Source organism: Nostoc sp., assembly GCF_036919575.1.
In the GTDB taxonomy this organism is placed as follows: domain Bacteria; phylum Cyanobacteriota; class Cyanobacteriia; order Cyanobacteriales; family Nostocaceae; genus Nostoc.
This window is the reverse complement of sequence record NZ_JBALBY010000029.1, coordinates 65,661-85,794: the sequence shown is the minus strand read 5'-3', so window position 1 is coordinate 85,794 and position 20,134 is coordinate 65,661. Positions and strand designations below refer to the sequence as shown.

Sequence of the window (20,134 nt, the reverse complement as noted above, 5' to 3'; positions counted from 1 at the left end):
CTGGATCAAGAATCTCAACAGATGTATCATTCGAGCAAAATTCTTAAGAAATTAGGCATTTTTTTTTGTGATTTTAGCTTTTCCGGTATCTTCATATTTAGGACTTACGCATTGACAGAAAAGCCTAAATGACAGATATGCTTTTCAAGCCTTTTAGCTAGATTTTTCAACGACCTTTTTGCGATGCTCTTCGGCGTAGGCTCAGGGTAAGACCTGGGTTGGGCTACGCCGAAGCAACTAACAAAGGATGGTTTGTAAAAGGCTGAAACGACCTATTTATCTTAATACACAAGATGATTCGTTTGTACAGTGCGTAAGTCCTAATATTTTATCACCGCAATTATTCAGGAAAAAACAAATTCCTATTTTTTCGATTTAGTTTCATAACCAAACAAACGCAATAGATTTCCTGTTGATAGGAATGACTCAAACATTGTGCAACATAGCTATCACTCGTTTGTAGCTGAACAAGGAGTTTTCCCAAAATGTCTCTGACGAAACGTTGTTTGGCCGAATTTATCGGCACATTCTGCCTTGTTTTAGGTGGCTGTGGTAGTGCTGTTCTAGCCGCAGCCTACACAGCAGATGCGGCAAAAATCAGCGAGAGTACTTCTTTTCCATTGGGTATTGGATTAGTAGGTGTATCTTTGGCATTCGGGCTTACCGTCCTCACAGGGGTTTATGCTCTTGGTCATATTTCTGGTGGTCATTTCAACCCGGCTGTTTCCTTTGGACTATGGGCAGGTAAACGCTTTCCGGGGTCTGACTTACTACCTGACATCGGCTCTCAAGTAATCGGTGCAGTTGTTGGTGCGGGCATTATCTACCTGATTGCTAGCGGCAAAACTGGATTTTCCCTGACTGGCTCCAACCCATTGGCTACTAACGGCTACGGAACTCACTCTCCAGGTGGTTACACGCTGTTTGCTTGCCTGATTAGTGAAATTGTGATGACTTTCATGTTTCTGGTGATTATTCTGGGTGTGACTGATAGCCGCGCTCCTAATGGATTTGCACCACTGGCAATTGGTTTTGGGCTTACCTTGATTCACCTGATTAGCATTCCTGTAACCAATACCTCGGTTAATCCTGCTCGTAGTACTGGAGTTGCTATATTTGCAGGCGTAGAACTATTTTCGCAAGTCTGGCTGTTCTGGATAGCTCCGATCTTCGGGGCTATTTTAGCAGGATGGTTATATGTAGCCGTCTTTAGTGAATCAACTGTGGAAGAACGGCAAAATGTCAAAGAGCTAGCCTAAAAGTCATTTTCAACCGGGCTGTACTAGTAGTCTGTCAAGAAAGAATTGATCGGTAAGCAAGTTCGTAGTAAGGATTAAAGTCCTTACTACACACCTTTAAAACCAGCCTGACAAAGTACTAGTACAGCACGGCAGAAATAAGCCACCCATTTGAAACGTCTAAAACCCTTATATAAGAGTAATTACGAACTCTGCAAAGCGGTACTAGCCTGTAATTTCTGATTGTTACAGGAGTTCCTCAAAAGGGGCAATACTTAAATCTGCTTTGTGCCTTTAATCATTAGTGAGAAATTCAGGAGAGATTAAGATGGCATTTATTTACGGTACTACACGTCCTGACAAGATAAATGGGACTTTGGGAAATGACACGATAGTTGGTTGGGCTAAGGGTGGTAATGCCAATATTCCGTCCGGTAACGATAGCTTGAATGGTGCAGCTGGTAACGATTCCCTCGCTGGTGCGACAGGAAATGACACTCTAATTGGTGGCATTGGCAATGACACACTTGCTGGCGGCACAGGTATCAACATCTTGAATGGGGGAGTAGGCGACGACCTTTACATTATTAACAACACAAGTGACATCATTATCGAAGCTCCTAATGGCGGCTCGGATAACGTCTGGTCTTATGTCACCTATACACTGAGTGCCGAACTGGGCGACTTGAAGCTGCTGGGAACTAACGCTATCGACGGGACAGGTAACAGTGTTAACAACTTCCTCTTTGGTAATAGTGCTAACAACACTCTGAATGGAAGAGCAGGCTATGACACACTAGATGGTAATTTCGGTAATGATACCCTCAATGGTGACGACGGCAATGATAGTCTCCAGGGCGGGCCTGGCAATGACTTACTCAATGGGGGTAATGGAAACGATATCCTCATCGGTGTTTATCCTGGTAGTCTGCTTCCACCTGGATTAGGCGAGCTTGATACCTTGACTGGCGGGGCTGGGGCAGATAAATTTGTCCTGGGAGACGCTGTAAATGTTTTCTACGACGATAACAACAGTACGACTCCTGGTTTTGGGGACTTCGCTACTATTACTGACTTCCAGTCTAACCAAGATCAAATTCAACTCAAAGGAACTCCACAGGACTACCGCTTACAAGCTGTTGGAGGCAACACACGAATATTCTATGAGCAACCGGGACAGGTAGATGAACTCATAGGTATTGTGCAGGGGAGAAACAATCTCCAACTTCGTAGTAATGACTTCCTTTACTATGAGCGGGAAGATGCTGGACAAAGTACAAACAACACACTGGGTAACGCTGATGGGTTAGGTTCCTTATCATCAGGCTCAAAAGTTAATATTTCAGGTCAGTTAGCAACACCTCAAGCGGGGGGCAATCCCGATGTTGACTTTTTTACATTTTATTTACCAAATTCAGGAACGGTCACTGTCAACACAGTGACATCGGGAAAGGCAATTATCGGACTGTTTAACGATTCTGCGACTCTACTGACCAGTCAAAAATCGGCACCAATCACCGGTTTCCTGGGTGCAGGTACATACTACATTTCAGTGAGTAAAGATTCTTTCGTACCTCAAAATAATGCAACTTTCTTTGGTATCAACTCTGGACCTGATTTTTCCTATACGCTAGGAATCAGTATTAAATAAGAACGTTATCAACTTCAGAAAGTACTGACATCAGAAGGCAGATTCAAGGATACTTTTTCTGCTGACTAGGGGGACACGGCAACGTGTCCCCCTCATTTTAATTCTTAACCGAACCGTATTGAAATCACTGTAATCGAATATTTGCGATAATTGAAGATTAGGAAGTAAAAAAATAATTGAGGAGTGATAATTGTTTGTAGTTTAGGCTTAAGAATCACCGAAGATTATTCATATCTGCGGTTTGGGAATTACATTCAACATCTATTTAAAATATAAAATTTGATATGTCCGACTCTAAATTTACTGCTGCTGCACCTTTGCAATCACTCCACTCAGAATTGTCTGAGCGATCGCCTGTTCTGACTTTACGGGAGAAGATTCTGGCAATCCGCAACAGTCTACGCCCCGGACAGCAACAAATGGCTGACTGGCAATCTGGCCCTTTGGCTATTTCTGCCGTTCCTGGCGCAGGCAAATCTACTGGTATGGCGGCGGCGGCAGCGATCGCGATCGCCCGTCAATATGAACGTTCATCTCACCGCCGTCACTTGGTAGTTGTGACTTTTACTCGCTCGGCTGCTGCCAATATTAAAGCGAAGATTCGCAAATTCTTACGAGATGATTTATCGCTACCTCAGATGGGCTTTTTTGTCTATACCCTACATGGTTTAGCCTTAAACATTGCCAACCGCCATTCTGATTTGTCAGGTTTGCAGTTAGAAAATGTCACATTAATTACACCAACCCAAAGTCACCGCTTTATCCGAACGGCTGTAGAGCAATGGATTGCGAATAACTCAGGAATATATTTGCGGTTATTAGAAGGTCATCAATTTGACGGAGAAGAGACAGAGAGGTTGCGTCGCCAATCGGTGCTGCGAACAGAAGTATTACCAGAATTGGCTAACACGGTAATTCATGAAGCAAAAAGTTCGGGGATATCGCCAGAATTGTTGCGGGAGTGGAGTAAACAAACCACAGACGAATATCCAATTTTGAGCGTAGCGGCGGGATTGTATGAGCAATATCAAAACTTAATGCGATCGCGTGATTTCATTGACTACGACGATATGATTTTAGCCGCACTGCGCGTTTTAGAAAACGACAGCGCTCGTCGCATCGAGCAAAACCAAGTATTCGCCGTCTTTGAAGACGAAGCCCAAGATTCTAGCCCTCTTCAGACGCAGCTATTGGAAATTTTGGCGAGTGATGGGGGAGATGAGGGAGATCATTATTCACTCAATCCAGACGCGATGAATATAGACGCGATGAATATAGACGCGATGAATATAGACGCGATGAATCGCGTCTCTACTGCTGATTCTTGTACAGACGCGATTCATCGCGTCTCTCCTCACTCCTCACTCAACTTGGTACGAGTTGGCGACCCCAACCAAGCGATTAACTCCACATTTACCCCAGCTGATCCGATTTATTTTCGGCAATTTTGCGAAGAGTGCGATCGCATTAAACGATTGGCAACGATGGATCAAGCTGGTCGTAGTACTAGAATTATCATTGAAGCTGCTAACTTTGCCCTCAAATGGATCAATAATCAGTGGTTAGCAACAACGAATAACGGACAAAAGACTCCTGTCAACCGACAACTACCATTTCGCTTGCAAACAATTCGCCCTGTTGAAGTTGGCGATCCGCAAACTAACGCTAACCCCGCACCAGTCGGACGAGGACTAGAACTTTATACACCGCGTGACATTCATCATACCCTTGAATTGTTATCTCAAAGGGTGATTGAATTATTTGGCGAAGACCCAACACAAAATAGTGCAGCAGTTTTAGTGCGAGAAAATCGCCAAGGACGATGGTTAGCAGAGGCTCTCACACCTGTGTGCAAAGAGCATAATATTATACTTTATGATGTGGGAGAACGCGATCGCCGTTCTCATGTGCCGCAAGAAATTTTAGCATTGCTGCAATTTTGCGATCGCCCCCATTCCCCCGATTACCTCAAAGCCGCACTAGAAGCATTAGTACAGCGCCAATTAATTCCTACCCAAGACCTCAACGCCCTTGCTAGTCTCCCAGAAGAATTTTTGTATCCTGGCCCCTTAGCAGAATCCCAGACAGAAACAGTACAAAAAGCTGCTCGCTTGTGTCGTAGTTTACTTCGCGCTCGCTTGGAATTGCCCCTCTACCAGCTAATTTCCTTTCTCGCCTTGACCTTAAATTACGACCAAGCAGAATTGGCAACTGCTGACAAACTCGCAGAACGGGTAAACCAGCAGATAGCTGGCAATAGTTCGATGGGGGGAATGCTGTCAGCTTTAAGTGAAATCGTCAGTTCTGAACGGTTTGAACCAGTGGAAACCGAGGATTCGGAAGAACGTTACACACGTCGCGGTCAACTGACCATTATTACCATGCACAAAGCCAAAGGGCTGGATTGGGACTATGTGTTTCTTCCCTTTCTCCACGAAAACTTGATTCCTGGGAGATTTTGGGTTCCTCCCCAAAGCCAATTCTTAGGGGATTTTACCTTATCAGAAGTAGCCCGCGCTCAAATTCGGGCTGCTCTCCACGGAGAATCTACGATACCAGATGTCACACAAGCATGGGAACAAGCAAAGCACTTGAAAATATCTGAGGAGTACCGTTTACTCTACGTTGCCATGACACGAGCAAAGCGTCTGGTGTGGATGTCTGCGGCGCAGAAAGCCCCCTTTACTTGGAGTAAACCGGAGAATTTACAAGAACAAGCGCCTTGTCCAGTGTTTCCAGCATTAAAGCGCCAATTCCCTGAATGTGTGGTGAATTTAGGGGCAATGACTAAACAAGCATGATTAAATATGCTGTAGGGGAAAAGCCATGCTAAACCCCTACGAAATATCTGGCTTTTCACCTGATACATATTTGGTATTTCTTGTCAATGCGAAAGTCCTGGTGTTCTGAACGAAAGTCCTGGTGTTGTGAACGAAAGTCCTGGTGTTCTGAACGAAAGTCCTGGTGTTCTGAACGAAAAGACTTGTGTGTACACTATTCTAAGCAACATCAAGCGCACCCACAGCAATTGTTAAATCAGCGATGCAACGATATTAATAGTCATAGCTAAAATGGTGGTATTGAAAAAGAAGGATAATATGCTATGTAACAGAGTCAAGCGCCTCATATCGCGTGATGTCGTCTCTACATCCGAAACTTGACTAGTCATGCCAACTACAAAAGAATAATATAAAAATTCCCAATAGTCTGGACAGTCGTTATGAGGAAAATCTAAACCTCCAGTGATTTCTTCACTATTATTATGTCTAATGTATTTGTAATAGCTGTGTGCATATTGCACTGCAAACATCGTATGCACTAGTAACCAGGAACCGACAATAGTCATAATTGAAAGTATGACATGTAGGTCAAGCAGAGTTGGTGACAACCCTTTTTTATCAGTTAGTAAAAACACAATAGCTAAAACACTAGCACAAGCCGCAGCGATTACCAGCAAGAATATAGCCAAATGTCCTTCATATTCACTTTCAGAATAACGGCGGATTTTTTCTGGCGTAGCTCTGATCATTTTCCACCAGGTTATGGCTAAGAAAAAGTCAACACCGGAATTCCAAGCGCAGAGAATGCGAGTGGGTAAGTGCAGCCAATGCGGAAGGATTAGTGAAACTAATAGAGCGAGTCCGACAGCAATGAACAGTCGGGGTCGGGAGTCAAAGTTTTTAAATAGATTAAGTCTCACAAATGTTGCGATCGCAGAAATTATCCAGTCCAATTTAACTAATTCAATTACGAATTACGAATTACGAATTACTTTAATTTGGCTCTAATCGTCTCTATTCGCTGACGATTGACACCCAAATCGCTTTGACCTAAGCGTGAGGCTGAACGCACTTGGATAACTTTAGCATTCCGGTCTAGATAGAATTCTACATCATCCACAAATCCCAGTAAAGCACTTTTAAATTCTGCATATAAATAATCTTTACTTTCGGTAATAATTTTGGTTCTTGGTAAGGACTGAATAATCTTTTTGAGATTAGCCATCGCTTCTTGTGGAGTAGATGTAAAAGTCAGTGGTGCAATTTTGTGGGTTGCATCTGCACTCTGACTAGAAACGCAGTTAGGAGAATTAGGGCAGGATGCTAATTTACCGTTGTTAACACCTAAATTATTTGGTGGTTTGCCAGCAAAAACCATAATTATCTCTCCGGGTAAGTGAATAAGTAGACTGTCACACTTTATTTAAATTAGTGTAATATGTTGCGGCGATCGCATCTTCTGGCAAATGAGGAATTCACTAAAACATCGGTGATGCGTTCGCTCTATGATGCGATAAGTATCGTCTAGACGAAGACAGATTATGACGCAAACAATTTCAATCAACGACTCTGGGCGCTTGCAACTTACACCGCTAGAAATCCCATCCCGTTTACTGTTGGGGCCAGGGCCATCCAATGCCCATCCCACAGTTCTCCAAGCGATGAATACCTCACCGGTTGGGCATCTTGACCCAGCTTTTCTCGCACTCATGGATGAAATTCAGTCGTTGCTACGCTACGTATGGCAAACAGAAAACCCACTCACCATTGCAGTCAGTGGTACGGGAACAGCCGCAATGGAAGCAACCATCGCCAATGCTGTAGAACCCGGTGATGTGGTTTTAATTGGTGTAGCTGGTTACTTTGGTAATCGCCTCGTGGATATGGCTGGGCGTTATGGTGCCGATGTGCGAAGCATTACCAAACCTTGGGGACAAGTCTTTAACCTGGATGAACTGCAAACTGCTTTAAAAACTCATCGTCCAGCTATTTTAGCTCTAGTTCATGCCGAAACTTCCACTGGCGCACGTCAACCATTGGAAGGAGTTGCTGATTTGTGTCGGGAATTTGGCACTTTGCTGCTGGTGGATACGGTGACAAGTTTGGGTGGCGTCCCCTTATTTTTGGATGCTTGGGGGGTTGACCTAGCTTATAGTTGTAGCCAAAAAGGGTTGGGTTGTCCGCCTGGTGCTTCGCCTTTTACAATGAGTGCGCGGGCAGTTGAGAAATTGCAGCAACGCCAAACAAAGGTTGCAAACTGGTATTTGGATATGTTGTTGCTGGGTAAGTATTGGGGTGCTGAACGTACCTATCACCATACAGCACCGATTAATTTATACTATGCATTGCGGGAAGCATTGCGTTTGCTTGCAGAAGAGGGGTTAGCGAACTCCTGGCAGCGACATCAGAAAAACGTAGAATATCTCTGGCAAGGGTTAGAGAATTTAGGATTGAGTATGCACGTTAAGCAAGAGTATAGACTGCCAACGCTTACCACTGTTTGCATTCCAGCCGGGGTAGATGGGAAAGCGATCGCTCGGCAGTTACTCAATGAACATAATATTGAAATTGGCGGTGGTCTTGGCGAACTCGCGGGTCTTGTTTGGCGCGTGGGATTGATGGGCTTTAATAGTCGTAAGGAAAGTGTTGACCAACTTTTAGCAGCACTAAGGCAAGTTTTGCCTAAGTAGTTTTGGCGTAATTAGGTGCGTTAACAGCAGTGTAACGCACCTGAGACAAAAGGCGATCGCACAGCGAATTTGACAATAAATAACACGATTTGCCGACAAGCGAGCGTGTCTTTAGACCTGAGTAGAGGCAAACGGCAGTTTTAACTGCCTTGAATATTTAGCCGTGGTGTAGATCTTCAATATACTTTTTGATAACTTCGCTACTAACATTTCCCGCACTACTAACAAAATAAGTTCTAGACCACAGACTTGGTAATTTAAGGAGTTCTGGAAACTCTTTTCTCAGATAAAAACTAGAACGACCTTTAAAAGCCTTGATCGCTAGATGTGGTGCATCGGTAGGAGTTACGCTGGGAGTGTCAATACAATCCTTAGAAAGAGGAGCAAAAACCTAATGTCTAAAAAGTCCGATTCGCAGTTCCAAAATCTCTTTAGTTCACACAAATCAACCAACTGGGACGAAAGATTAGCCCAAGTAGCCTATCGCTTTAACCGAGAATATCAAGGTGAAACCTTTGAACTCCCAACAGAAGTACAGGCGATGCCGATATTCCGGGAGTGGATTGCTGGTAGTTTCTCAGGGAGAATTGCTTCCCCTTTCTGGGAAATTGCTCAACCTCAAAAAAACCAGCACTGTATAGATATCGGCTGTGGTATCAGCTTTTTAATTTATCCTTGGCGGGATTGGCAAGCATTTTTTCATGGGCAAGAAATCAGTAATGTGGCACGCGATACCCTTAATTCCCGTGGACCACAATTGAATTCCAAGCTGTTCAAAGGTGTTGAGTTGGGAGCAGCTGATCAGTTAAACTATTCAGCAGAGCAATTTGATTTGGCGATCGCCACCGGATTCAGCTGCTATTTTCCACTCGAATATTGGGATGCTGTATTGGCAGAAGTCAAGCGGGTGTTAAAACCAGGTGGACATTTTGTGTTTGACATCCTTAATCCAGAACAGCCATTAGCAGAAGATTGGGCAGTTTTGGAAACCTATTTGGGGGCTGAGGTATTTTTAGAGCCTGTGGCTGAATGGGAAAAAACGATTAAGGCGGTTGGTGGTAAAGTAGTCGCGCAGAAATCAGGGGAATTATTCGAGTTATATAAGGTACGATTTTGAAAATACTATAGGACTCCTATTTGATTTTTGAACAAATTAAGTACTAATCTAAAAGGCTTATTCCCTACTCCCCACTCCCATTCGGCTACGCTCACGGCAAGCCTATTCCCAACTCCCAGTCTACGCAAGTCAGTTCAATAATCAAAGCGGATTACTATATCACTCAGAGATAAGTGGACTCATTGGATCTAAAGAAGTTGTAAAAACAAAATAGATTACCCCAGTTCCGAGAATCATCACAGCGATACTGAACAGCAACACCCAACGGTCTGTTGGTTCATAAGTATCATCTTCGATATGACGACGCACAGCGAAATAGTGTGACGTTGAGAGCCACACCGTGACCAAACCCACCAGCGAGAAGACTAAACCTAACTTCCAGCCGTTGCCAGGATGGGGTATCAAAGGTACTTGGAAAGCACGCAAACGCACGATGACGACACCAAAACCTAAAAGAGCGATCCCTGTCCGCATCCAAGCGAGGTAAGTACGCTCATTTGCCAAGTGATCTCGGACTCTGGATGGATTCAGTCGTCCTGGCTTTTTTTTATCTTTATCTTCTTCTGTAGGTTTCAATTTTAACTGCATCAATAACACCCTTATCCCCAAAGCGGCTCTTTTCAAAAAAACGCGGAGGTAATACCAAATCTCCTTCCAGATGACTTGCACCCAGCGCAATAGTTGCGCTAATGAAATATACCTGTTGTGATTGTACATTTTTTTCAAAATTTATTTTAATGCAGATATCTAAATAAAACAAGCCTGACCGAGTAATTCGTTATTCGTAATTGATGGTACAGAGCAACTGTACGTAATAAATGGTCATAAAGAAAACAGCCCAGATCAGAGAGACTTTTCACAAGTGCTTGTCCTGTTTTTCCTCTGATTTTGGCTGTCACGCGATTTAAATTGAGAACAATCATTCAAAATATAGACTATGCAGTTCTATTTCAAGACTGATTGGTAGGCGCATTGGGAACTCGTGTATCTATTAGAGCCTGTGATACATTCGGGATAAACCAGTTAACTTCCTTAGCTTTGACAACTTGAGCATTAGGAACCTTGATTTCAATTGCAGCATTATCTGGATTGGTATTAATCACCAACTTACTGCCATCAGGTATTTTGATAGCAACTGGCTCTGTAAATACTTGTCCGTCTGGGATTAAACCTACGATTCTGGCATCATTTGGCAGATAAAAACCATCACAATCCCAGTTATTTTTAGTGGACTGACCATCAGCTAGAAAATACAGGTCATTGGCGTATACGGCATCTTCATTCTCTTCACCATTTGGTCTTTTGCCATATACTGCTACGGTCTTACCTGTTTGGTTGTCGCATTGACCCCAGTTGATTCCTGTCTCTAAAGTATATTTTTGGAATGCTAACTCATCGATTTTCTGCTGAATCTCCTCTGGTGTGACACCTTCGATTTCAGTTTGGGCTTCTTTTGCCTTAGTCAGTGCTTTAATTGATTTAGTGACTTCGATGTAATCAGGGTTTTTGCTAAATTTTGGTCTGTCAGCAAAAGAAGGTTGAGCAAAGGCTAAATTAACGAAAATCATCAAGACAATTAGCAGAGATTTCCAGATTTTCATGATTTGAGTCCTGTTAATGGGTAAATTTTGCAGATTTTAATTCATTTTGACGAAAAAGTTCATGATGCACATCTTCTTAAAGACTTAATCAAGAATTCAGAATTCAGGAGTCAGAATTCAGGAGTCAGGAGTCAGGAGTCAGGAGTCAGGAGTCAGGAGTCAGGAGTCAGGAGTCAGGAGTCAGAAGTCAGAATCAATGAGTAGGGGACTTAAACCCGTCTATTCAGATGCCCTTCGGGTTCGGCAGTCGCTCATGGGGGAAACCCCCTGTTCCCGCGCTGCCGAGGCTCGTTGCGCTAAAGCTTCTCGCCTTGGGAGAAGACTCGCTACCGCAAAGCTTACACCAGTCGTACAGAATTCATTCAGAATTCAGAATTCTGAATTCTGACTCCTGAATTCTGTTTTGTTAATTAATTTGCTCTTTAGGCGATGGCTGATTACTCATATTTAAAATTAATGAAAGGAGATAACTAGAAACTACAGCTATAAGAGTAAAAGTAATATTTTCCATGACTATAAACACACCCAGACCAATCAAGATACAAGGTACAAAAGTGTTGCCATTTTCAGTTAAAAAGTTTGCGATCGCAGGTAAGTAGGTTAACTTATAAGCGGCATAACACCACACACCCACTAGCGAAAAGAATACACCTAATATCACCAGCAGACTATCTAGTTCCGAATTGGCAAACAGGGGTATGTAGACGCTGATATTATCACTACCATTTGCAAAGGCGATCGCCGCTACATTGCAAGTTTGCGGAGAGAGAAAATTGCTCATTATAGAGGGACAAGACGGCTCGGCTTCTTCTTTGGCTTCCTCTGGTGAATCCTCTTCGCGTTTTAGTAAACTACTCAGACCAATGATTATTGGCATTAAACCAAGTAGTCTAATCCAGTCCTGCGGTATAATTAGTCCACCGAAGAAACCGGGAAGGCTAGCAATGATCAATGCAGCAAAACCGAGATATTGACCACCAAGGATGTGACTACTGCGGAACGTTTTATTTATTTGCGAAAAAAGCAGCGTCAGAATGACAATATCATCGATGTTGGTGGCAGTGAATGCCGTAATCCCTGTGGTAATTGCAGTTACTAAATCGCTCATTTTTTTTGGAAGTCCTTATTTTCATGCTTGGGCATTGGGCATTGGGCGTTGGGCACTTGTACTGACTTGTACTGAGCGGCATCGAAGCAGCATTTCCGTTGGCGCAGCCTCTCCAAGAGTTGTATTGGGTATTAGATACTTCCCCTTGCCCCCTCATCTCCCTCATCTCCCTCATCCCCTGCTCATTTGCTTCTGTGCCGAAGCCTTGATTTATACTTTAGTCAAACTAACCGATAGAATCAAATGCTTTTGTTTGTCAGAATGATAAATGAAAGTGATTAAAATTTTGACACCAAGTTGTAGGGATACCATAAATGGCAGGAATGACGCTTGAGCAGCTAAAAATATTTCAGGCTGTGGCGCAGCACTTACACTTTACTCGCGCCGCAGAGGAGCTTTATATTACACAACCTGCGGTCAGCGCAGCAATCCACAACTTAGAGCAAGAATACGGAGTGAAACTATTCCATCGGATTGGTCGCCATATCGAGATTGCTGAGGCTGGTAAATTATTGCAAGTGGAAGCACAGAAAATTCTCGATCAAGTGTCCTTGACTGAAAGGGGATTGCGAGAATTGAACAATCTGCAACGGGGTGAATTGAAATTAGGGTCGAGTCTGACAATTGGTAACTACTGGCTACCAAGCAAGATTAGTGAGTTTAAGAGCCGATATCCCGGTATCAAGATTGACTGTAGCCTTGCCAATACAGACGAGATTTGTGTGGGAACGGCGACCGGACAGTTTGATTTGGGTTTGGTGGAAGGAGATGTGAAGCCAGCGCTTCAGAATACTCTGGAGTACGAAATAGTGGGGAGCGATCGCTTGCAAATTGTCGTAGGTCAAAAACACCCTTGGTTTGAGTGGGGAGAAATTGACTTAAGCCAATTGACTCAAACCCTTTGGGTGATGAGAGAACCAGGTTCTGGAACCCAGCAAAGGTTTGAGGAAGCCTTACAAAATTGGGGAATCAATCTCAGTGAACTGAATGTAATTTTAGTGTTCAATAGTGGAGAGATGACAAAAGCAGCGATCGAAGATGGTGTCGGTGCAATTGGAATTTCTGAGTTGATGGTAAAAAAAGAAATCCAGTTGGGAACTCTGCGGGCAATTCGAGTTATTGATAACAGAGAGGGGAACGGTGCTATGCCTACGGCAGGCTACGCCTACGCAGAAATAGTTCGACCTTTTTTCAAACTCAAACATCGTCAGCGTTTTCAAACTGCTCTTTCCAAAGTCTTTGAACAAATGTTGATATCTTCTATGTTAGATAAGTAAGTCAGCGAGAAAAATTCAATGTATATGAAGAAATATAAATTTGAAGTAGGAGAGTCACTGCGCTGCGCGAGTATCCCGCGTTGTTCGCCCTTGGCGTTCTCGCAGGGTAGCAAGTGGCGTTGTGTTATGTGCCGTATCTCGTTCCCAGTCTCCGACTGGGAATGCCCCTCATTGAGGCTCCGCCTCCGTAACTTGCGGCAGAGCCACCAGGAACTGCATTTCCAGCAAGAAGCTGGAAACGAGGTTTGAAAAGGGTTTCGGCTTAAGTTGACACCAATGCACTGCGTTGCGCGGGTTTCCCGCGTTGTTCGCCCTTGGCGATAAATCCAATCGCCTTCAGACCTTCCGCATATTTCTACTGATGGGGTCAAAACCTCTAGAAAACCGCGTACTTTCATCGTAGTAAGCGCCAGTCAGATTCGCTCCATACAACTTGGCATAGTTGAGTTTGGCTCCCCGGAGATTTGCTTCATTCAGTTTGACACCGCTCAAATTAGCTCTGGTCAAGTTCGCTTTGGCTAAGTTAGTTCTACTCAAATCTGCTCCCCAGAGTTTAGCTTTAGCTAGGTTAGCTTCACTCAAGTCAGATCCCCATAAATTGATTCCAGGCAAATAGGCTCCAATCAGCTTGTCCCGACTCAAGTTGATGGCTGGAAAATATCTTTCTCCGGCGGCAAAACGCCTTTTTAATTCTTCAGCATTCATGCGTCGCGTTGACCTTCCTTAGCAATACAGAAGTTATTTGTTCCCATTCCTGGCTTAGTTCTTCCAAAAACTCTGGCTGACCACTGCGTTGATACCAGAAACGGGCATTGTTCAAATCGCCTTCTTTGCGGTGCAGGTAAGCATGAACCCAGGCACTATCGGCATCGCTGGCATTTGCAACTATTTCATGAGCTTTGCTCCAGTCACCTTTCTTGTCATACCACATTGCTTGCAGCACTTTTGGCAGTGTCTGAGGACATGAGCGCTGGTTTTCGATTAATCGCAGGAATTCCTCTGTATTCACGATCGCCACTCAACAACAATCTAACTTCTATTTCTAAGATACTGTGAGAATTTTAGATTTTAGATTTTGCGAAAAGTTGCGTGCGGGGGTTCCCCCCGTTGAGCAAACTTTTTAAGACGGATTTTGGATTAAAGAATTGAAATTTAATCCAAAATCGTCAATCCCTTTCACATCTACTTAACCGGAATAAGTTCAAACTCGAAAGTACTGATCAAACGGTCATCAATATAGACCTCTATTCTATGCTTACCAACCGGATCACCAGGAGCGATCGTCCAAAAATTCTCAATCACACCCTCTGGAGCCGACTGTGTGCGCCGTGTCACTGATGTAGTGCCGTCTGCTGATATTGAGAAGTCTTCACCATTGTCTGTACCCCAAGTTTCTGGAGGTTTTGGTAAATGCAAGACTTCGCGCCATTTCACTTCACCTTGGTAGTCTTTGAGTTTAATCCGCCATCCGTAGGCATTTCCTTCCTGAAGTGGCACTCTTGTTGTCCTGAAAATGCTAACGTTACCCTTGGAGTCAACTCTCTTGATCCCGAACTCGGTGTTAATAACAGTAATCTGTTTTGTATTCGTTGGTGCAGGAGATGATATAGCATTTTCTACCAAAACAGAAGTAGCGTTGATTGGCTCAGAACCTATGACCCCAGATATTAGCCAAGTAGAAGCTAGCACAACAGCAGTAGCCCAAATTCTCATTAGTATGGTTTTCCTGTCAGACTTTTAGTACTTATTCAAGTAATCTGATATGTTTTCCGGGTCAAGGTTATCGTAAATCAAATCACCGTAAAAAGTATACTGAAGTCTTGCCTCAACCTTTTAAATTAACCTTCCCCTCAAACTTTGACCCATCTTGATGAGATGAAACTTTTTCACTACTGTGATAACTTCTTCGCCAATTTTCGAGATAATCAATAGATATTGATTTAGATATGACGTTCACACCATTTCCTCGCCAAGCAACTTCCGAATCTGTTGTGAAAACCCCGCACTCTAATTGATCTAGCCTCATATTCCAATATTCACTAAATCGGCCTTTTAAAGTAATAACTTGCTCAAATACCTTGTTTCTGTGTTTATTTCTTCTTTTTCTTTCTGTCGCTCCTGTTGCTTCTGTATCAATAAACTTAGTTTCAATTAAAAACAGACTACCTTTAAAGGTCAGGAAGACAAAATCACACTTCCCTAAATCTGTATAATCTGAAATTGGAGATTTTTCAAATAACAGCAATTCAGCGCACGAGGGAAACAAGTCTTTAATATTCAGAAATAAATAAGCTTGCAAGAGAAGTTCCTTATCATAAGGAAACAAGATCACTCCTTCAAAAAACTTTTGAATGTCCTCCTGAGTTTGCGGTTGAATTCTTTTACAGTATGAAACAAATTTATGTAGCTCGTTTACGATCATCAAGTTCCTAACTCCTTCCCCCGGTCGCAGCCTTAAGGGTATTAGCATAAAAAGATACCACTCCCTTAAGGAAAATATCATCCGCATAAGTAACTAAAAAAACGATCCCAATCCTGAATATTTAAGGTAATTTACTGTTGACATTTCAGTAAAACTAATTTTTAACCTGCTTTTTAGTATTTGTTGGATTTTTCACTCCTGGACTCAGCTACCAGTCAGCGATTTTAGATGAGCAGTAAAACTGGCGTTTTGCAAAGCTTGAACAGTTATTCTAGAATCTTGTACGCAAAATTGCCAACCCAAGCGAACAAGTTTACGAGAATTTTCAGTTTGGATAATTCCAATCACTGGCATTTTTGCCTTTTCTTTGTCTCCTGACTGTTCTTGCAAAATTGTTTTCAAGTGATGTAGGTAATCGATATTACCTGCTTGCTGGGGATTTAACTCCACCATCACCATTTGTACTGTTTCCACTGGTTCTGCATCTTCAAGGATAAATTGAGTTTGCTCGTCGCGTCGATCTACTTTTCCCCAAATAATCAATCTGGTATCAACTACGAGTAGGGAACTAATGCGTTCATAGATTTTAGGAAAAACAACAGCCTCTGTTTGTGTAGTGAGGTCTTCTATTTGCAAAATTGCCATCTGATCGCCTTTTTTAGTAACCACTTTTTTCACGTTATTCAACATGACAACTGCACAAAGTCTTATTTCTTCCTTTTGTTCTCCCAGTTGCGAAAGGTTAATTGGCGTCAAAAGTGGTGCTATTTGCCGTAAGGATTTCAGTGGATGATCTGATACATAAAAGCCTAATAATTCTTTCTCCTTCTGCAACTTTTCCTGTGGGGTAAAATCCTTCACAGGTTGAGATTTGGGAACAGTTTCAAAGGCATTCTTTGCTCTTTTATTCTGAGTTGAAGAAAACCCGTCGCCTAATAAATCCAAGAGATTCCCTTGACCACTAGCTCTGTCTTTAGCGCGAGATTGCGCCCAATCATACACTAATTCTAAGTCGTTAATTAACTGTTGGCGGTTGCGTTCAATTTTGTCAAAGGCTCCACAGTAAATTAGCGATTCTACAGTCCGGCGGTTAACAGCACGTAAATCGACGCGATCGCACAAATCAGCGAGGGATTTAAACTCTCCTGTCTCATTTCTCGCCTCCAAAATACAGGCGATCGCATTATGTCCCACGTTACGCACCGCCGAAAATCCAAACAAAATCTTTCCGGCTGTCGGCGTAAAATCAACACCAGAACGATTAATATCTGGCGGATCTATGGAAATACCCATATTTGTACAGTTAGTAATATATCTCTGTACCTTATCGGTATCGCCACTGTTAGCCGTTAACAGTGCCGCCATATATTCCAATGGATAATTAGCTTTTAAATATGCTGTTTGATAAGTTACATAACCATATGCAGTTGAATGGGATTTATTGAAACAATTGGAAGATATTAAGCCATTTTTAACCGCAAAATTATGGTCACGCTCAACTCCAATGTCATAGACATTTTCTTTCCCTAAATATTTACGCGTGGCTATTTTTATCATCTTAACCTACCCCCCGAAAAAAAAAATTGCAAAATTAATTAATTGATAAAATGATGACAATTATAGTCGTATTAATACCTATAATACAAAATTATATCACTAGAAAACACTGCTACACTCTTACACAAAAGTAGCCCAAATACATCAAAACTTTGACAAACTCTTAAATAGACAGTTAATAGCTATATAATTGCTGCTTTGAAAGTTTATTAAACACATTGCAATACATAGTTAATCCGCTTAGTCAAATGACTAGTACCGCTTCTCTACGAGACGCTACGCGAACGCGTAATTCGTAATTCGTAATTCGTAATTACCTTTTAGCAAGGGTTTCAGACATTACAAATGGGTGGCTTATTTACGCCGTGCTGTACTAGGGAGTGGGGAAGAAGCAGGGGAACTCTTAGAGGATGTTTGTCAAGTCTGAAAGTGTACTATTCCTCCCCCCGTTGGCGTCAGCCTGCGGTTAGGCAAGCCCAGAGAGGCTTTGAAACCCCCATTACCTCGTAGGGAAGGGGGATTAGGTTTGGGAGGCTTTGGTGTTACGAAAAATACTTTTCAAACATCCTCTTAGAGGATGTTTGTCAAGTCTGAAAGTATACCAAAAAAACTCGCTTCCATTCGTCCCCTCGAAAGGTCAAGAGGCTTTGAAACCCCTATATTCCCTTGTAGAGAAGGGAATATGGGGGTTAAGTTTGGGAGCTTTTGGTGTTAGCAATAATACTTTTAAAACATCCTCTTAGCTGAGGAGAAAAGTTTTCCCTTCTGCACCCCGCCCTTCAGCCTCTTTCCAATGCCGAATGTGTCAGTTACTATCGTTGAAAAGCAACTCAGTATAAGAGGGTGTTGGTAGGTGAAAGTGGCGCTGATTGTAATTTTGGCGGTGGTTGTGGGATTGTTTGTGGTAGTCGAGATCGGACTGCGATCGCTCTTTGGCTTTGGTAATCCCCTAATTTACATTGGCGATGAGCAGATTGGTTATTTATTGGCTCCTAACCAGCATACCCGTCGTTTTGGTAATCGCATTGAAATTAATCAGTATTCGATGCGAAGTAGTCCGATAAATAAGACGCCTGCACCTTCTGGGCTGCGAGTTTTACTGTTAGGTGATTCTATTGCCAATGGTGGCTGGTGGACAGATCAGACTAATACAATATCAAGCCTGATGATGCGTTCTCTAGCATCATCTACTAATAGTAATTATCAGGAAGTAGAAGTGTTGAACGCTTCAGCTAACTCTTGGGGGCCAAGGAACGAGTTAGCTTATTTACAGAAGTTTAGCAATTTCAACGCGCAAGTGGTAATTTTATTAATTAATACCGATGATTTGTTTGCTACTCCTCCCACTTCTTTACCGGTAGGACGCGATCGCAACTATCCCGATAGTAAACCTCCCCTAGCATTAGTGGAAGTGTGGCAACGTTATATCGTCAACGAAAAGCCAATTCCCGAAATGAAAGCAGTGCATAATGAAGCAGGCGATCGCGTTGGAATTAATCTGGAGGCGATCGGCAAAATTCAAGCCCTGACTCGCCAAACTAACAGTCAATTTCTATTAGTCATGACTCCCTTACTGCGAGAAATTGCTGAACCAGGTTCCCGCGATTATGAAATTAAAGCTCGCCAGCGATTGAACGATTTTACCAAAGCACAGCAAATTAATTATATAGACTTTTTACCGATATTTAATTCAACTACCAACCCGCAAGCTTTGTATCACGATCATATTCACCTTAATTTACAAGGTAATAAATTTGTCAGTGAAGTTATGGAGCGATCGCTTTTAGAAATACTAGGGGAGGCGTCACTTGCTCACTAATAATATGGGCTACTATAGGACTAGTATAAGATTAGTGAAATGCACGTAGTAGACCCTCATGGCTTTAATAGTGCACTAAACGTAGGTTGGGTGGAGCGGAGCGCAACCCAACTGATTATCAGGATGTTGGGTTACGCAAAGCCTCCACCCAACCTACATTTTTTTTGCTAAGAGTAAGTTTAATTAATTTGGTTCTTCAGTACCTGTTATGCCAAATTATTAGTTAAACATCAAAATTTGGCTTAAAAAATAAGGTTAAAAGCCAAAATTATTGCTAAAACCCTAAAATGTTAGTAAATAATGTTAATTATGTTGATATATAAGGGTTTTAGGGTTTTATCAAAGGAATTTAGCATAGTAAGTACTGAAGAGCCATTAATTTTACATTGCTTAATATAGTTTGATGTATTCTTGCCCACTTGGTTAATTCTTCTTAACTGAACAATATTGCGTTATGTCGCACAAACTAATTTGTCGGTTTATGCGTCAACGATTGAATGACATTCAGTAGCTGCTCAGGCGTATATGGCTTAGTTATATAGGCATCAGCAGCTTGCTTCTTTGCCCACAAGTGGTGAATTGCCTGATTTTTGCTACTACAAATTAGAATCGGCACTTTTTGATTAGTCGGATTTGTTTTGATGAAGCGACACAATTCAAATCCGCTCATTCCCGGCATTACTACATCTGTAACAATCGCATCTGGCTTTTCTTCTAAGATTATTTCTAGAGCTTCTTTCGCACTAGTTGCCTTAATGATATTGTAACCCCTATCGCTGAGATAATGACTAATTAATTTCAATTCACTCAGGCAATCTTCTATAACCAGAATGGTAGCGATCCAGGTAATGCTCAATCTTAAATCTCCAAAAAA

The 20,134-nt window shown here is 42.4% G+C and carries 19 protein-coding genes and 1 pseudogene; 8 read left to right on the top strand and 12 right to left on the bottom strand.

Annotated elements, in window-relative coordinates:
* The first annotated feature begins 485 nt into the window (after positions 1 to 485).
* From aqpZ to V7K27_RS09800, 3 genes are all read left to right on the top strand, one after another.
* Positions 486 to 1,259, top strand: a complete 774-nt coding sequence (aqpZ, locus tag V7K27_RS09810) for an aquaporin Z (RefSeq protein WP_334946576.1) — start codon at positions 486 to 488, stop codon at positions 1,257 to 1,259.
* 307 nt (positions 1,260 to 1,566) lie between these two features.
* Positions 1,567 to 2,889 (top strand): calcium-binding protein, encoded by a 1,323-nt coding sequence (locus V7K27_RS09805; RefSeq protein WP_334946574.1) that lies wholly within the window; start codon positions 1,567 to 1,569, stop codon positions 2,887 to 2,889.
* 284 nt (positions 2,890 to 3,173) lie between these two features.
* Positions 3,174 to 5,690 carry an ATP-dependent helicase gene (locus V7K27_RS09800; RefSeq protein ID WP_334946572.1) on the top strand — a complete coding sequence of 839 codons (2,517 nt, stop codon included), beginning with the start codon at positions 3,174 to 3,176 and terminating at the stop codon, positions 5,688 to 5,690.
* A 230-nt stretch (positions 5,691 to 5,920) separates the two neighbouring features.
* Here the strand turns inward: V7K27_RS09800 and V7K27_RS09795 are convergent, their stop codons facing one another.
* Together V7K27_RS09795 and V7K27_RS09790 are read right to left on the bottom strand one after the other, a co-directional pair.
* A complete protein-coding gene (locus V7K27_RS09795) occupies positions 5,921 to 6,622 on the bottom strand; it encodes a DUF1345 domain-containing protein (protein WP_334946571.1) in 702 nt (233 codons plus the stop codon).
* 35 nt (positions 6,623 to 6,657) lie between these two features.
* Positions 6,658 to 7,047 carry a DUF1499 domain-containing protein gene (locus tag V7K27_RS09790; RefSeq protein WP_334946569.1) on the bottom strand — a complete coding sequence of 130 codons (390 nt, stop codon included), beginning with the start codon at positions 7,045 to 7,047 and terminating at the stop codon, positions 6,658 to 6,660.
* Between the two features lie 163 nt (positions 7,048 to 7,210).
* On the opposite strand from V7K27_RS09790, the gene V7K27_RS09785 reads away from it, so the two are divergent.
* Complete coding sequence (locus V7K27_RS09785) at positions 7,211 to 8,359, top strand: alanine--glyoxylate aminotransferase family protein (protein WP_334946567.1); 1,149 nt, start codon at positions 7,211 to 7,213, stop codon at positions 8,357 to 8,359.
* A 157-nt stretch (positions 8,360 to 8,516) separates the two neighbouring features.
* Here V7K27_RS09785 and tnpA read toward each other — a convergent pair.
* A pseudogene (gene tnpA / locus V7K27_RS09780) lies at positions 8,517 to 8,708 on the bottom strand (IS200/IS605 family transposase); the annotation flags it as partial.
* A 45-nt stretch (positions 8,709 to 8,753) separates the two neighbouring features.
* Here tnpA and V7K27_RS09775 point away from each other — a divergent pair.
* Positions 8,754 to 9,476, top strand: a complete 723-nt coding sequence (locus V7K27_RS09775) for a class I SAM-dependent methyltransferase (protein WP_334946565.1) — start codon at positions 8,754 to 8,756, stop codon at positions 9,474 to 9,476.
* A 159-nt stretch (positions 9,477 to 9,635) separates the two neighbouring features.
* Here V7K27_RS09775 and V7K27_RS09770 read toward each other — a convergent pair whose 3' ends face one another.
* Positions 9,636 to 10,064 carry a YidH family protein gene (locus tag V7K27_RS09770; protein ID WP_334946563.1) on the bottom strand — a complete coding sequence of 143 codons (429 nt, stop codon included), beginning with the start codon at positions 10,062 to 10,064 and terminating at the stop codon, positions 9,636 to 9,638.
* 362 nt (positions 10,065 to 10,426) lie between these two features.
* Complete coding sequence (locus V7K27_RS09765; RefSeq protein WP_334946562.1) at positions 10,427 to 11,077, bottom strand: hypothetical protein; 651 nt, start codon at positions 11,075 to 11,077, stop codon at positions 10,427 to 10,429.
* A 27-nt stretch (positions 11,078 to 11,104) separates the two neighbouring features.
* Between V7K27_RS09765 and V7K27_RS09760 the strand changes: the two genes are divergently transcribed.
* Positions 11,105 to 11,281: a hypothetical protein gene (locus V7K27_RS09760; RefSeq protein ID WP_334946560.1), complete on the top strand. Its 177-nt coding sequence runs from the start codon at positions 11,105 to 11,107 to the stop codon at positions 11,279 to 11,281.
* A 202-nt stretch (positions 11,282 to 11,483) separates the two neighbouring features.
* On the opposite strand, the gene V7K27_RS09755 is transcribed toward V7K27_RS09760, so the two are convergent.
* On the bottom strand, positions 11,484 to 12,185 hold the full coding sequence (locus V7K27_RS09755; RefSeq protein ID WP_334946558.1) for a cadmium resistance transporter: 702 nt from the start codon (positions 12,183 to 12,185) through the stop codon (positions 11,484 to 11,486).
* Between the two features lie 314 nt (positions 12,186 to 12,499).
* On the opposite strand from V7K27_RS09755, the gene V7K27_RS09750 reads away from it, so the two are divergent.
* Complete coding sequence (locus tag V7K27_RS09750) at positions 12,500 to 13,462, top strand: LysR substrate-binding domain-containing protein (protein ID WP_334946557.1); 963 nt, start codon at positions 12,500 to 12,502, stop codon at positions 13,460 to 13,462.
* Positions 13,463 to 13,798: 336 nt separating this feature from the next.
* On the opposite strand, the gene V7K27_RS09745 is transcribed toward V7K27_RS09750, so the two are convergent.
* The 5 genes from V7K27_RS09745 to V7K27_RS09725 all read right to left on the bottom strand — a co-directional run bounded on the left by V7K27_RS09745 (position 13,799) and on the right by V7K27_RS09725 (position 17,441).
* Positions 13,799 to 14,167 carry a pentapeptide repeat-containing protein gene (locus tag V7K27_RS09745; protein WP_334946555.1) on the bottom strand — a complete coding sequence of 123 codons (369 nt, stop codon included), beginning with the start codon at positions 14,165 to 14,167 and terminating at the stop codon, positions 13,799 to 13,801.
* The gene (locus tag V7K27_RS09740) at positions 14,157 to 14,471 is read right to left on the bottom strand and encodes a hypothetical protein (RefSeq protein WP_334946553.1); all 315 of its coding nucleotides are present in this window, start codon (positions 14,469 to 14,471) and stop codon (positions 14,157 to 14,159) included. Before V7K27_RS09740 ends, V7K27_RS09745 begins: the two co-directional genes overlap by 11 nt.
* Before the next feature lie 173 nt (positions 14,472 to 14,644).
* Positions 14,645 to 15,175 carry a hypothetical protein gene (locus V7K27_RS09735; RefSeq protein WP_334946551.1) on the bottom strand — a complete coding sequence of 177 codons (531 nt, stop codon included), beginning with the start codon at positions 15,173 to 15,175 and terminating at the stop codon, positions 14,645 to 14,647.
* A 112-nt stretch (positions 15,176 to 15,287) separates the two neighbouring features.
* Positions 15,288 to 15,884: a hypothetical protein gene (locus V7K27_RS09730; protein WP_334946656.1), complete on the bottom strand. Its 597-nt coding sequence runs from the start codon at positions 15,882 to 15,884 to the stop codon at positions 15,288 to 15,290.
* A 204-nt stretch (positions 15,885 to 16,088) separates the two neighbouring features.
* Positions 16,089 to 17,441, bottom strand: a complete 1,353-nt coding sequence (locus tag V7K27_RS09725) for a helix-hairpin-helix domain-containing protein (protein WP_334946549.1) — start codon at positions 17,439 to 17,441, stop codon at positions 16,089 to 16,091.
* Positions 17,442 to 18,294: 853 nt separating this feature from the next.
* On the opposite strand from V7K27_RS09725, the gene V7K27_RS09720 reads away from it, so the two are divergent.
* On the top strand, positions 18,295 to 19,260 hold the full coding sequence (locus tag V7K27_RS09720) for an SGNH/GDSL hydrolase family protein (RefSeq protein WP_334946548.1): 966 nt from the start codon (positions 18,295 to 18,297) through the stop codon (positions 19,258 to 19,260).
* 466 nt (positions 19,261 to 19,726) lie between these two features.
* Here V7K27_RS09720 and V7K27_RS09715 read toward each other — a convergent pair whose 3' ends face one another.
* The gene (locus tag V7K27_RS09715) at positions 19,727 to 20,116 is read right to left on the bottom strand and encodes a response regulator (protein WP_334946546.1); all 390 of its coding nucleotides are present in this window, start codon (positions 20,114 to 20,116) and stop codon (positions 19,727 to 19,729) included.
* Positions 20,117 to 20,134 lie beyond the last annotated feature (18 nt).

Coding starts and splice junctions, on each gene's coding strand:
- V7K27_RS09800 (WP_334946572.1), top strand. CDS start 3,174: ATGTCCGACTCTAAATTTACTGCTGCTGCACCTTTGCAATCACTCCAC.
- aqpZ (WP_334946576.1), top strand. CDS start 486: ATGTCTCTGACGAAACGTTGTTTGGCCGAATTTATCGGCACATTCTGC.
- V7K27_RS09790 (WP_334946569.1), bottom strand. CDS start 7,047: ATGGTTTTTGCTGGCAAACCACCAAATAATTTAGGTGTTAACAACGGT.
- V7K27_RS09775 (WP_334946565.1), top strand. CDS start 8,754: ATGTCTAAAAAGTCCGATTCGCAGTTCCAAAATCTCTTTAGTTCACAC.
- V7K27_RS09785 (WP_334946567.1), top strand. CDS start 7,211: ATGACGCAAACAATTTCAATCAACGACTCTGGGCGCTTGCAACTTACA.
- V7K27_RS09735 (WP_334946551.1), bottom strand. CDS start 15,175: ATGAGAATTTGGGCTACTGCTGTTGTGCTAGCTTCTACTTGGCTAATA.
- V7K27_RS09770 (WP_334946563.1), bottom strand. CDS start 10,064: ATGCAGTTAAAATTGAAACCTACAGAAGAAGATAAAGATAAAAAAAAG.
- V7K27_RS09725 (WP_334946549.1), bottom strand. CDS start 17,441: ATGATAAAAATAGCCACGCGTAAATATTTAGGGAAAGAAAATGTCTAT.
- V7K27_RS09750 (WP_334946557.1), top strand. CDS start 12,500: ATGGCAGGAATGACGCTTGAGCAGCTAAAAATATTTCAGGCTGTGGCG.
- V7K27_RS09730 (WP_334946656.1), bottom strand. CDS start 15,884: ATGATCGTAAACGAGCTACATAAATTTGTTTCATACTGTAAAAGAATT.
- V7K27_RS09755 (WP_334946558.1), bottom strand. CDS start 12,185: ATGAGCGATTTAGTAACTGCAATTACCACAGGGATTACGGCATTCACT.
- V7K27_RS09805 (WP_334946574.1), top strand. CDS start 1,567: ATGGCATTTATTTACGGTACTACACGTCCTGACAAGATAAATGGGACT.
- V7K27_RS09745 (WP_334946555.1), bottom strand. CDS start 14,167: ATGAATGCTGAAGAATTAAAAAGGCGTTTTGCCGCCGGAGAAAGATAT.
- V7K27_RS09765 (WP_334946562.1), bottom strand. CDS start 11,077: ATGAAAATCTGGAAATCTCTGCTAATTGTCTTGATGATTTTCGTTAAT.